At 36.7% G+C, this 12,864-nt stretch carries 12 protein-coding genes and 3 tRNA genes; 12 read left to right on the top strand and 3 right to left on the bottom strand.

Annotation, left to right across the window (positions count from 1 at the left end):
- Nucleotides 1-102: 102 nt before the first annotated feature.
- The 7 genes from ABXT44_RS07585 (at nucleotide 103) to ABXT44_RS07615 (ending at nucleotide 4,795) form a co-directional block, all read left to right on the top strand.
- Nucleotides 103-1,068, top strand: a complete 966-nt coding sequence (locus ABXT44_RS07585; RefSeq protein ID WP_416688462.1) for a KpsF/GutQ family sugar-phosphate isomerase — start codon at nucleotides 103-105, stop codon at nucleotides 1,066-1,068.
- 35 nt (nucleotides 1,069-1,103) lie between these two features.
- Entirely contained in the window at nucleotides 1,104-2,492 is a 1,389-nt protein-coding gene (locus ABXT44_RS07590) for a UDP-N-acetylmuramoyl-L-alanyl-D-glutamate--2,6-diaminopimelate ligase (protein WP_416686653.1), read from the top strand.
- Entirely contained in the window at nucleotides 2,479-3,807 is a 1,329-nt protein-coding gene (locus ABXT44_RS07595) for a UDP-N-acetylmuramoyl-tripeptide--D-alanyl-D-alanine ligase (protein ID WP_416686654.1), read from the top strand. The genes ABXT44_RS07590 and ABXT44_RS07595 overlap by 14 nt, the downstream gene beginning before the upstream one ends.
- 34 nt (nucleotides 3,808-3,841) lie before the next feature.
- Nucleotides 3,842-3,918, top strand: a tRNA-Arg gene (locus ABXT44_RS07600).
- Nucleotides 3,919-3,974: 56 nt separating this feature from the next.
- Nucleotides 3,975-4,556 (top strand): CDP-diacylglycerol--glycerol-3-phosphate 3-phosphatidyltransferase, encoded by a 582-nt coding sequence (gene pgsA / locus ABXT44_RS07605; protein WP_416688465.1) that lies wholly within the window; start codon nucleotides 3,975-3,977, stop codon nucleotides 4,554-4,556.
- A gap of 29 nt (nucleotides 4,557-4,585) precedes the next feature.
- Nucleotides 4,586-4,661, top strand: a tRNA-Gly gene (locus ABXT44_RS07610).
- Nucleotides 4,662-4,721: 60 nt separating this feature from the next.
- Nucleotides 4,722-4,795: transfer RNA gene (locus ABXT44_RS07615), tRNA-Cys, on the top strand.
- Between the two features lie 46 nt (nucleotides 4,796-4,841).
- On the opposite strand, the gene ABXT44_RS07620 is transcribed toward ABXT44_RS07615, so the two are convergent.
- The 3 genes from ABXT44_RS07620 to ABXT44_RS07630 all read right to left on the bottom strand — a co-directional run bounded on the left by ABXT44_RS07620 (nucleotide 4,842) and on the right by ABXT44_RS07630 (nucleotide 7,671).
- Nucleotides 4,842-6,575: a SulP family inorganic anion transporter gene (locus tag ABXT44_RS07620; RefSeq protein ID WP_416677743.1), complete on the bottom strand. Its 1,734-nt coding sequence runs from the start codon at nucleotides 6,573-6,575 to the stop codon at nucleotides 4,842-4,844.
- A gap of 105 nt (nucleotides 6,576-6,680) precedes the next feature.
- Nucleotides 6,681-6,998, bottom strand: a complete 318-nt coding sequence (locus ABXT44_RS07625) for a branched-chain amino acid transporter permease (protein WP_416686656.1) — start codon at nucleotides 6,996-6,998, stop codon at nucleotides 6,681-6,683.
- Nucleotides 6,991-7,671, bottom strand: a complete 681-nt coding sequence (locus ABXT44_RS07630; RefSeq protein WP_416686658.1) for an AzlC family ABC transporter permease — start codon at nucleotides 7,669-7,671, stop codon at nucleotides 6,991-6,993. Before ABXT44_RS07630 ends, ABXT44_RS07625 begins: the two co-directional genes overlap by 8 nt.
- Nucleotides 7,672-7,891: 220 nt before the next feature.
- On the opposite strand from ABXT44_RS07630, the gene sat reads away from it, so the two are divergent.
- From sat to ABXT44_RS07655, 5 genes are all read left to right on the top strand, one after another.
- Nucleotides 7,892-9,097: a sulfate adenylyltransferase gene (sat, locus tag ABXT44_RS07635; protein ID WP_416651651.1), complete on the top strand. Its 1,206-nt coding sequence runs from the start codon at nucleotides 7,892-7,894 to the stop codon at nucleotides 9,095-9,097.
- Between the two features lie 176 nt (nucleotides 9,098-9,273).
- Nucleotides 9,274-10,068, top strand: a complete 795-nt coding sequence (locus ABXT44_RS07640) for an adenylyl-sulfate reductase (RefSeq protein ID WP_416686660.1) — start codon at nucleotides 9,274-9,276, stop codon at nucleotides 10,066-10,068.
- A gap of 27 nt (nucleotides 10,069-10,095) precedes the next feature.
- Nucleotides 10,096-10,566 carry an adenylyl-sulfate reductase subunit beta gene (aprB, locus tag ABXT44_RS07645; RefSeq protein ID WP_416651654.1) on the top strand — a complete coding sequence of 157 codons (471 nt, stop codon included), beginning with the start codon at nucleotides 10,096-10,098 and terminating at the stop codon, nucleotides 10,564-10,566.
- The gene (aprA, locus tag ABXT44_RS07650) at nucleotides 10,566-12,401 is read left to right on the top strand and encodes an adenylyl-sulfate reductase subunit alpha (protein ID WP_416686661.1); all 1,836 of its coding nucleotides are present in this window, start codon (nucleotides 10,566-10,568) and stop codon (nucleotides 12,399-12,401) included. The genes aprB and aprA overlap by 1 nt, the downstream gene beginning before the upstream one ends.
- Nucleotides 12,402-12,504: 103 nt before the next feature.
- A complete protein-coding gene (locus ABXT44_RS07655; RefSeq protein WP_416686662.1) occupies nucleotides 12,505-12,855 on the top strand; it encodes a hypothetical protein in 351 nt (116 codons plus the stop codon).
- Nucleotides 12,856-12,864 lie beyond the last annotated feature (9 nt).

A 12,864-nucleotide genomic window follows, 5' to 3' on the forward strand; every position in this document is an offset into this window, starting at 1 on the left:
CCAAGATTATATTTCAAATTAAGAAATAATTATATAACCCATACTAGTTAAATAATATTTATAATCTATCAATACACAACAAAGACCAATTCTACTATGCCTGTGGGTAAATCTATAATCGATATTGCTAAAGACGTCATTCAAACTGAAGCTGATTCTGTTTTAAAACTTAAAGGAAGAATTGATCAAAGTTTTGATGAGGTTTGCCAAATTCTTAAAAACTGTATAGGGAAAGTTGTTCTAATTGGGATGGGTAAATCAGGCCATATCGCCAAAAAAATCTCTTCCACCCTGGCATCAACAGGGACACCTGCTTTCTATTTACATCCAGCTGAGGCTGGTCATGGCGACCTTGGGATGATTAGTCATGATGATGTAGTTATCATGATTTCCTATTCTGGAGAATCAGATGAGATTATCTCATTACTCCCAGGAATCAAAAGAATGAATGTGCCTATTATCAGTATGACAGGAAGTGCTAAGTCTTTAATCGCCTCATCAAGTGATTTTCATTTAGATATAAGTGTCGATAATGAAGCATGCCCTAACAATTTAGCGCCAACCTCAAGCACTACTGCAACCTTGGTTATGGGTGATGCAATTGCTGTCTCGCTTATGTCCTTAAATAATTTCACATCAGATGATTTTGCCATGTCTCATCCTTCAGGCTCCCTAGGCAGGAGACTACTCACGCTTGTCTCCAGTATTATGAAATCAGGGGAAGATATACCAAAGGTCACTAAAGAGATGCTGCTTATTGATAGCCTTTTAGTGATGAGTGAAAAGGCACTTGGGATGGTTCTCATTGCTGAAAATGAAAAGCTCGTAGGAATATTTACTGATGGTGACTTAAGAAGGGCATTAGAGTCTAATGTAGATTTTCAGAAATTAACCATTCAAGATGTCATGACCAAAGATTGCAAGTCCATTGAACCACAAGAGCCTGCATTAATCGCAATGCAGTTGATGGAAAAATACAGCTTAAATTCACTGCCCGTTGTAGACTCGGAAAACCGAATAGTTGGTGCTATAAACATGCATACGTTGATTCAAGCGAAATTATTTTAGTAAGTTGACCATTACCTTTATAGGTTTTAATAACAATGGACATTAAAATCCTTTTATCCGATATTGCTGAAACTACTGAAGCATTTGATGTTTCTGGTCTGTCACTCAATACGAAAACTCTTACTAAGGGTGATTTGTTTATTGCCCTTCAAGGTGAGAAAAATCATGGTGCTGAGTATATCGACAGTGCAATTAAAAACGGCTGCATAGGGGTTTTAATTGAGGGAAGAGATGTTGATTGCGACGTCCCAATTATTAGAATTGACAACCTCAAGCTTCATCTTTCTGGGCTTGCTCAAAATTTCTACACCAAAGCAAAGGATGTTGATCTCATTGCAGTCACGGGTACAAATGGTAAGACGTCTGTCAGTCATTACATTTCACAGCTACTAGACTTCTTAGAAGTTAATAATGGCGTTATTGGGACTCTTGGAATCAGCAAGGTTGAAAAGAAAAGTATAAACACAACACCAGACATCTTCTCAATATACAGCTCACTTAATGAATACAGCAACCAGGGAATTGAACTAGCCATTATTGAGGCCTCTTCGCATGCGCTCATGCAAGATCGGCTTAAAGGGCTTTCATTTATTCAGGGCATCTTCACCAACTTGACTCAAGATCATCTTGATTATCATGAAACAATGAATAATTATAAAGAGGCCAAAGGTAAATTATTTACGAATGGTTTTTCAAAAAAAGCAATTATTAATAGGGATGATGAAAATCATCAATATTTTTTAGATACTGCCTCGGATAAAGATCCACTTACCTTTGGAATCGATGATTTAGAATTCTTTAAAACTAGTGAGAATGGTTTTATTTGTCAGCTCAATAATTACGTCTTTGAGTTACCCTTAATAGGGGAGTTTAATTTATCAAATGCTCTTGCAGCATTCACTAGTGTTAAATGTTTGGGATATAGTGAAGATCAAATTATTCCTTTTCTTGCAAAACTTTATCCACCGCCTGGAAGAATGCAGCAACTTGAAAACAGCCATATTTGGATAGACTATGCACACACACCAGATGCACTTGATAATGCCCTTGCATCTCTTAGGACGCACTATCCTGAATTTAAAATCAGAGTGCTTTTTGGGTGCGGTGGAGATAGGGATAAAACCAAGAGGCAGTTAATGGGGAAAATCGCAAGTGAAAAGGCTGAAAGCATAATTCTTACCAATGATAATCCAAGAAGCGAAAGTCCAGAAAAAATTATTGAAGATATACTTGGAGGAATTAAAGTAGAGAATGATGTCCAGGTAATCTTAGATCGAAAACATGCAATAGAAACGGCAGTAAAAACCTTAGGGGAAGATGAGGTATTACTTATAGCAGGCAAGGGTCACGAAACAACACAAACTATTGGTGATCAAATTTTTCAGTTCAGTGATGTTGAGGTCGCATTAGATGCTTTCATCTGACACCGATAAAATAAGCAAAATTATTAGTGGTAAATCAAGCTCAGATAAAGCGATCAACTTTCAGGGCATTTGTACTGACACTCGAGGTCAAATTTCTGGAAAGCTTTTTATTGCGCTTAAAGGTGAAAATTTTGATGGTCATAACTTTATTGAACAAGCAGAAGATTTAGGCGCTAGTGCAGCTATTACTCATAAAAAAGTTAACTCAAATTTACCTACTATTGAAGTTAATAATTCAGAAATAGCATACCAAAAATTAGCCGCTTGGCATCGTCAATCTCACTCGCCAATTGTAATTGCAATTACTGGAAGTAATGGAAAAACCTCAACAAAAAACATGCTTCACTCAATCTTGTCCCTACACGGCCCAACACTCTCAACTGAAGGCAATCTTAATAACCACTTAGGCGTTCCTAAAACACTTTTAGAGCTTGAAAAAAATCACCAATACTGCATTATTGAAATGGGCGCAAATCATGTAAATGAAATTGAGCTATTGTGCAAGTTGGCTCAGCCAGATATTGCAATCATTACAAATGCGAATAATGCACACCTTGGTGAGTTTGGCAGTGAGAAAAACTTAGTAAAAGCAAAAGGAGAGATTCTCGAATCTTTATCTGAAGATGGTATTGCAATCATTAATAAATCCTCACCTCATATCAATATTTGGGAAAAAATGTCTAACACTAAAGCTCTTACTTTTTTTGGTAATAAAAGTGACATATATGCCAGTGATATTAAGCACACTAATTCCGCTCTAAACTTTAATCTTAACTTTAATCTTAGCTCTGTAAATATAACTCTTTCAATGATTGGCTTACATCAAATAGACAATGCATTAGCAGCCTCAGCTTGCGCGCTTAAGCTTGGGGTTAGCCCTCAGATGATAAAAAAAGGTCTTGAAAACTCAGCGCCTGAAAAAGGGCGGCTAGAATTAATTAAACTTCAAAATTTCACTATACTTGATGATAGTTATAATGCAAACCCACAATCAATGAAAGCTGCAATTGACTCACTTAAACAATTTCCTGAAAAGAAAGTTTTAGTTCTTGGAGCAATGGCAGAGCTTGGTAAAGATTCAAAAAAACTTCATCAACAAATTGGAGATTATGCGCGTGAACAAAATATTGATGATCTTCTAACAATTGGTCAAGAGGCTCAATACTATAAAGGCAGGCATTTTGAGAATATTGAATCAATATTTAATGAGATAGAGAGCCATCATAAAGGCGCTACAATTTTAATAAAAGGTTCAAGAATGATGGAGCTTAATAAATTGGTTGATAATTTAATAAATACCTCAAACTCTTCTTGACCTTTACATGAAACATGGCGATAATTACGCTGCTGCGCTCGTGGCTCAACTGGATAGAGTACTCGGCTACGAACCGAGCGGTTGCAGGTTCAAATCCTGCCGAGCGCACCAACATTTAAATAAGTTTGCTCTAAACACTACGAGTCTTTGATAGAATTAGCCTTATGATGACTCTACCTAATTTAATTACCCTATCAAGAATCTTTTTGATTCCTATCTTTATTGGTTTGTTTTATTTACAGCCAAACTATCTGGATGGAGAGCCACTTAGCTGGATTAATAATTCTATTATTGCAATTTATATAGTTATCAGTGCGACTGACTTTATAGATGGGTTCTTAGCCAGAAGACTCAACCAAGAAACTGCGCTTGGGGCATTTCTTGATCCAGTTGCAGACAAGCTGATGGTTTGTACAGCGCTTATTCTTCTAATAGATTACTATCACACGTGGTATATCACAATTCCTTCAATAATCATAATCTCGAGAGAAATTCTTGTTTCTGCGCTTAGAGAATGGATGAGTGAAGTTGGTAAAAGATCTAATGTTGCTGTGTCATGGATAGGGAAATCAAAAACATTTGTACAAATGATTGCAATACTATTTCTTTTGATTCATCAGCCTCTATTCGTTTTTTCATTTAACGAGATAAATATAATGGGCCGTATCCTTCTCTTTGCTGCAACAATTCTGACGCTCTGGTCAGGTATAAAATATCTAATTGCAGGGCTAAAAACATTTGACAGTTAGAAAAAAAACACTATAATTTCCAACCTTGTGCGGGAATAGCTCAGCTGGTAGAGCATCACGTTGCCAACGTGAATGTCGCGAGTTCGAATCTCGTTTCCCGCTCCAAATTCTAACTGTTTGTGTTGGTCTTGATAACAAGGCTTTTTTTTAAATTTAACCTCAATTGGCTGGGTAGCAAAGCGGTTATGCAGGGGCCTGCAAAGCCTTATAGACCGGTTCGACTCCGGTCCCAGCCTCCAATCAAAAAAAGCTCGATTAAATCGAGCTTTTTTATTGGAAAATCTATTAATTACATTCTTTAAAAACTAGTGCTTGGCACTTTTCGCATTTACTCTTATCAAGCCGGTCATATAAAACATTAATGGCCTCTGCTTTTGAATCAAAAAAGTTATCTCTGCCAATCTCATTAACAAAATTTACTTTTTCCATAAACTCAAAGGCTGTAGATTTCACAGCAACAAAATATAAACTACCATTCTGGGCTTTTAAACGTTTATTTTCAATTAGAAGTGCCTCTATGCCAGCTAGATCAATAAAGTTAACACCACTTGCAACAATCAAAATATGATAAATTCTCTGATTATCAACAATCTGACTTATTTGTTTTTGAATGTGGTTTATTGATCCAAAATATATTGACATATCAATACGAATTATCTTGAGCTGTGGGCATTGAACTAAAGGCGCCTTTCTAATACTTTGCAACCTTCTATCACCTTCGCCTGGTGGAGTCCCAAATGCTAGCGTATGAACATCTGGAGTTGATGTCTTGGCAATAAAAAGCATTAATGATAATAGCACTCCAAGATATATCGCAAACTCTAGCTCAAATAATAGAGTTGCTAGAAATGTTGCCGTAAAGATAACGCTCTCTGACTTGCTGTACGTAAACGTTTTTTTAATATTTTTAAAATCTATGAGATTATATGCAACAAGAAGGATAACTCCTGCCATTGCTGCAAGGGGTAAATACGAAATTAGTGGTGCAACTAAAAACACAATTGCCATTAGAAAAAGTGCTGCAAGAATTGCAGATAAAGGGGTTCTTGCTCCAGATTCAAAATTAACACCTGACCTTGTAAAAGATCCAGAAGATGCATAACTTGAGAAAAAGCTTCCTACAATATTTGATGTTCCCTGACCAATAAACTCCTGATTCGCATTAATCCTTTGATTTGATTTAGTAGCAATCGACCTTCCAATTGATGAAGCCTCAATAAGACCTAAAAGTGCAATTGCAAATGCCTCTGGTGCAAGTGCCTTTAATGAGTTTAACGAAAAGTCAGGCGTTGATAACGGAGGAAAGTAAGCCGGCATTGCTCCGACAGTTTTTATGCTGTCAGTAAAGCCGCCCAAGTAAAAAGCCAGTAGCCCACCAACTAGCATACCAATTAATAAATTAGGAAATTTTGGTTTTAAAATTTTAACAACTATCGCAGTTACTAAAGTCCCAAGACCAACAATTAAAAGATAGATATTAAATTCCCCAACTCCCGTATAAATATCAAACCAAGTGTTAAGAAAATCCTCGCCTCTGGGGATATCAATACCTACAATATAGGGGATTTGACTGCTTGCAATCAATAGCGCTGCGCCAGCTGTAAAACCGATGACAACATTATGAGAAACAAAATTTACCAACATACCAAATTTAGCAAGTCCAAAAACTAGTTGGTACACTCCCGCCAAAAAGGTCAGCGTCAAAGCTAGCGATACAAATTCTGCACTGCCAGGTTCAGCGTACTTACTGACTGCTGCAAAAACAACAATTGAAATAGCTGTGGTTGGGCCAGAAACTAAATGGAAAGACGAGCCAAAAAGTGCAGCAACTATAGGAATAACCATCGCTGTATAAAGGCCATATTCTGGAGGCATTCCTGCAATTGTTGCAAAGGCAACACTTTGAGGAAGGACAATAATAGCGCCTGTCAATCCTGCAAAAAAATCAGCCTTAATTGTCTCTATAGTGGTCAGTCTAAACCATGCTATAAAAGGGAAAATTTTGGCTAATTGAAACATAAGATTATAAGTTTAAAATGAGTCGTTTATTAATGGGTGTCAGATTATATAGTAATTCATATGTACTCAAAGATCTCAGGTAATATTTAATAATATTAAGTTGTACTAAGTTTGAACAAAGATCATATAAACAATCGTTCCACTAACAATACTTAATAGAGCATTTCTTTTATAAATATGAAGTCCAGCAGTTACTAGCAATGCAATAAATGTATAGACAATTTCAAATGTTAAGTACTCAACATCCTTTAGCATGTAAATTACAAGTATTGTCATCACCATTGGCGGTGTGCTTTTAGAAATGTAATTAAACAAAGAGCTCTCTTGACCTTTACTAAAAAGTAAAAATGGCGTCAGCCTTGTAATATAAGTTGCTACTGTCATCACAAGCATAGCAGCTAGAAGATAATTTATTTCATTCATTGGGCTGTATTTTGATTAACCGCAATAAAACTATTGATGCGATTGAAAGAATAATGGCAACCAAAAGCATATGTTTTATAAAAAATAATAAAGCAATAGCAGATGCGATGAATGCGATGACAAACGGCAGCAACTTCTTCACCTTAACCCACTGCTCAATAAGTAACACCACAAACAAAGCAGTCGCTGCAAATTCCATTCCATTCGTATTGAATGACAAAGCATTTGCTGTTAAGGCGCCAATAGTACATCCCAGAACCCAATATAATTGGGCAAATAGCGTTATGAAGAAATAATAACGCTCCTTAGTAAAATTTTTAGGAACCTTGATTGTGGTCATCAGCGCATAAGTCTCATCCGTTAGACCAAATATTAAATATAACTTTCTAAGATTCCAATTACCAAAACTTTCAAGAAAAGCTAGGCCATAGAACATATGCCTTGAGTTTAAGAAAAATGTTGAAATTGCAATTTCTAATAAACCTATTCCAGAAGAGAGAAACCCAATTGCCATAAACTGAGCAGCTCCAGCATACACAAAGATGGCCATCAAGGATGCGAAATACCATGGGTAACCGAGCTCCTGGAACAGAAGACCAAAGGCAATCCCTAAAGGTACAAAACCAAATAGAATTGGTAGCGATATTGTTAATGCAGAACGAATCATTGGCATAATTTTAATAATTTAAAAAGCGATTGAAGTGTGTAATTAAACAGAAAAAAATAAAAGATATATATTAATTCATGTATACTTTTTATACTAACAAATGATTGCCAAGTAGGTCAAGTTTTAATTGACATATTTAAACAATTAAACCTATAATAACATATTGATAACTCATATATATGAGTTCTAAAAATCTATTAAAACTATTTAAAAAAATAATTAATTTATGTCTCAATTAGTACCGCCCCACGCAAGTAATGAACTCAAAATCCTCGCTTTAGGAGGAGATGCATTAAATTCAGAGCTGAAAAAAACAGATTCAATGGATAAATTGTTTTGTTCATCAAGAGAGTTTGGTGATTTGATCATGCTTGGTATTGGTGGTTTTACTCCTCTTGAAGGTTTCATGGGAAAAGCTGACTGGCTAAGTGTGTGTAAAAATATGGCATTGGACAATGGAACTTTTTGGCCTATCCCAATAACACTTTCTACTGATAATGAAGATTTAAAAGTTGGTCAAGAAGTTGCTATTGTGTACGAAAAAAATAATGCAGTTATCGCTACAATGCTTATTTCTGAAAAATACTTAATTGACAAAGAGCTAGAGTGCAACGAAGTATTCAAGACTAGCGACATAAAACATCCTGGTGTTGCCTTAGTTATGGCCCAAGGTAAATACAATCTTGCTGGAGCTGTAAAAGTTTTATCAGATGGAGGATTTCCAAATCAATATGGTGACCTTTACATGACACCTTCTGAAACACGCGCATACTTTGTAAAAAAAGAATGGTCTACTATAGCTGCATTTCAAACTCGCAACCCTATGCATCGCTCGCATGAGTATTTAGCTAAAATTGCTATAGAGATATGCGATGGAGTAATGATTCATTCAACTTTAGGAGAACTAAAGCCAGGCGACATTCCTGCTGATGTTCGGTCCAAATCTATTTCAGCATTAATTGAAAATTACTTTGTAGATAACACTGTTCTCCAATCTGGATACCCATTGGACATGAGATACGCTGGTCCAAGGGAGGCATTACTTCATGCGCTATTCAGACAGAATTATGGGTGCTCTCATCTTATAGTAGGACGCGATCATGCGGGTGTTGGAGATTATTATGGACCATTTGATGCTCACAATATTTTTGATGAAATTGACAATGGTCTGGCTACTAAGCCCTTAAAGATTGATTGGACATTTTGGTGTGAAAAATGTGCTGGAATGTCAAGCATGAAAACTTGCCCACATGATCAGGAAGACAGACTAATGCTTTCAGGCTCTAAATTAAGACATCTTCTTAGTGAAAACCTAGAAGTTCCTGATAATTTTTCAAGACCTGAAGTTGTTGAAATTCTTCGTAAGTACTATTCTAAAATTAAAGAAAGTGACAAAGTAAAAGTTGAGCTTAAAGGGCATTCTGCGAAATAGATGAAGATGAAATTAAATTTAATCAACAATCCTGGTCTATTAGTTATGAGTTTTCTGGTTCTATAAAAATTGAATTACAAATGCGCAAATATTCTACAATCTCATGCTCGGAAATATAGTGAATTTATTATGGATAAGGGCCTCCATAATACAACAACAAAAAGGAAAAATATAATATGATATCTATTAACCCATTTTCTGAAATTTCATCATTTATTCCATCTTTTGTAATGCAAACTTATGTAATTGCAATGTTTGTTCTTGTTATAGGTGCCACGCTTTTTGATGTGGTTCATAAAAAGAGTGCTAAGTATTTCTTCAACAACTCAGTTAAAGCAAAAAAATCTGCAACCAGAAACGTAGGCTCTGGAGAAAAAGTTTCTATTGCTTTTAAAACTGCAACCAATGAAATCTTAACCTCGTCAGAATTTTGCAGCACTAGAAGAAGATTGGCTCACCTTCTGACAATGTATGGATTTATCATTTTTGTCGTTGCGACAGTTGTAATGATTTTTTCTTACTCAACTCCTAACACAATGACTCCTTCAATTTGGCCATTAGCATGGCATTTAGGTGCAGCTATGCTTTGTGTTGGTGGTTATTGGTTTTGGTTCTTTATAAGAGTTGATGTTGCGGCTGAAGGTAATAAGTGGTACAGAGTAATTAGGGCAGACTTATTTGTTCTATCGCTCTTAGCTATGTCTACTTTTGCGCTCCTATGGTCTTACATGCAGTCCAATGGAATTAATATCTGGCAAACTCTATTTTTTGGCCTATTCATTGGGGCTAGCACTGTTCTATTTGGTGGTGTCTTATGGTCAAAATTTGCCCACATGTTTTATAAGCCTGCTGCAGCTTTTCAAAAACGAGTTACTAAAGCTGACGGTTCAAGAGAGAACCTTCCAGAACCTGCTGATATGCCAAAGAAATTTGGCCTTGGAATTGAGCGCGAAGCTCCAAGACATTACTAATAATAACTAATTTTCGGAGAAAATATTATGCCAACTTTTGTATACATGACTAGATGCGATGGCTGTGGACACTGTGTAGATATCTGTCCATCTGACATTATGCACATCGACAAGACTATTCGACGTGCGGTCAATATTGAGCCAAACTTTTGCTGGGAGTGTTACTCGTGTGTTAAAGCATGCCCTCAAAATGCAATTGATGTAAGAGGTTATGCTGACTTTGCTCCAATGGGCCATAGCGTAAGAGTTCTTCGTGAAGAAGAAAAAGGAACTATCTCTTGGAAAATTAAATTTAGAGATGGTCGTGAGAAAAACTTTGTTTCTCCAATTACTACGCAACCATGGGGTGAAAAAATTCCAAAACTTGCGGACTTAGAAGTTCCTGATCAAGCAGCACTTGATTCACAACTTTTATGTTTTGAGCCAGATGCTCTTAACATTGAAACTGGATTACCCGTAATAAATAAAGATAAGCTAAAAGAGGGAGTTTACTACTAATGGCTAAGAGAAAAACTGTTTGGGAAGACTGCGATATATTAGTTGTTGGTGGTGGTATGGCTGGAACTGGTGCTTCTTATGAGGCTAGATATTGGGGCCGTGATATGAGAATTATATGTGCCGAAAAAGCAAACATTGATCGAAGTGGTGCAGTAGCTCAAGGCCTTTATGCGATCAACTGCTATATGGGAATGCAGTGGGATGAAAACCAACCCGAAGACCATGTTCGGTATGCACGTAATGACTTGATGGGATTAGTTCGTGAGGACCTTGCTTTTGATATGGCTCGACATGTTGACTCTGCCGTTCACAAATTTGAAGAATGGGGCCTACCCATTATGAGAAATGAGGAGACTGGTCGTTACCAGCGCGAAGGTAAATGGCAAATAATGATTCACGGTGAAAGCTACAAACCTATCGTTGCAGAAGCGGCACGCAAGTCAGTAGACAAAATTTATAACCGAATTATGATTACGCATCTTTTAATGGATGAGGCTAAGGAAAATAGAGTTGGTGGAGCAGTTGGCTTTAATTGCCGTACTGGTGATTATCATGTTTTCCGTGCCAAAGCAGTAATTGTAGGAGCAGGTGGTGCCTCTCATATCTTTAAGCCTCGTTCAGTAGGTGAAGGAATGGGAAGGACTTGGTATGCTCCATGGAGTAGTGGTTCAGCCTATGCGCTTCCAATTCAGGTAGGCGCTAAGATGACGCAGATGGAAAACCGTATTGTGTTAACCCGATTTAAAGATGGTTATGGGCCAGTTGGTGCATATTTTCTCCACCTCAAAACATATACTCAAAATACTTACGGTGAAGAGTACGAATCTAAGTGGTATGAACACACTAAAGCTATGGTTGGTGAATATATTGATCATACTCCGACGCCTACATGTTTACGAAATCATGCGTTTATAGAAGAAGTTAAAGCTGGTAGAGGACCAATTCACATGGTCACCATGGAAGCTTTTCAAGATCCGCATCTAGAAGTCATTGGATGGGAAAACTTCCTAGGAATGACTGTAGGTCAAGCAGTTGTTTGGGCTTCTCAAAATATTGATCCTAAATATACTAATCCTGAACTAACTACATCTGAACCTTACGTAATGGGCTCTCATGCTACTTGTTCTGGTGCATGGGTCAGTGGACCTGAAGATATTTCCCCGCCTGAGTATTTCTGGGGATACAACCGAATGCTAACTGTTGAAGGCCTCTTTGGTGCTGGTGATACTGTTGGAGGAACTGCCCATAAATTTTCCTCAGGCTCGTTTACTGAAGGCAGAATAGCTGCAAAAGCAGCCGTTAAATATATTCAAGATATGGGTGATGACAAGATTCAAGTTAGCAACAAACAGTGTGATGATCTGAAAGAGATTATTTATAAACCATTAGAAAACTATACAGTGGGTCGTAATGAAATTACTGCTGGTACAGTATCGCCAAGTTATATATTGCCTATTCAAGGACTCCAACGTCTTGAGAAAATTATGGATGAATATTGTGGTGGTATTGGTGTTAACTATATGACGAATGGAAACCTACTTACAAAATGTATTGAGCTCTTAGAAATATTGCAAGAAGATCTAGAGCATATAGGTGCTGAAGATCTTCATCAGCTTATGCGTGGATGGGAATTAAGACATCGCACAATTACTTCAGAATGTGTTGCACAGCATACGTTATTTCGTGAAGAAACGCGCTGGCCAGGTTATTACTATAGAGGCGATCACATGAAATTAGATGATGAGAATTGGCATTGCCTAACTGTTTCTAGACGTGATCCAAAAACTGCTAAATGGACTATGGAAAAAGCGCCACTTTATCATATAGTTGATTAATCAGATTTAAAGTATCTTGAAGTGGGGTCTCAATTTGTGGCCCCAATAATAATGCTATTAGATTATCATACAATCCAAACTTAAAAACTACAAGGTGAACTAAATGAATCTTCTTGAGAAAACTAATGAAGAAATACTTGAAATTGCAGATCCTTTGATGGATGAGTTAGTTACATCATCGAATAAACGAGATTACCTGGGCTTTATTAAACACTTTTCAAAAGAAATGTTGATGGGTGCAAATGAGATTGAAATGGGTAAGCAGTGGACAAAAAATAAAATGTTATCAAGCTTATCTGTTGAAAGAGAGTTCTTAGGCTGCCTTAGAAGAGGCGATCATGTTTCAATTCTATATAAGCAAACTAGTGATGAAGTTCCTGGAGAATTTTTAGGTCGACTTGTTCTAGGTATTCAGGACTCTGAAGTCAAAATATTTGGTGCAACTATTTTTTAATACTTCTTT

Origin of the sequence: Candidatus Pseudothioglobus sp. Uisw_041 (assembly GCF_048087625.1) — a bacterium.
In the GTDB taxonomy this organism is placed as follows: domain Bacteria; phylum Pseudomonadota; class Gammaproteobacteria; order PS1; family Pseudothioglobaceae; genus Pseudothioglobus.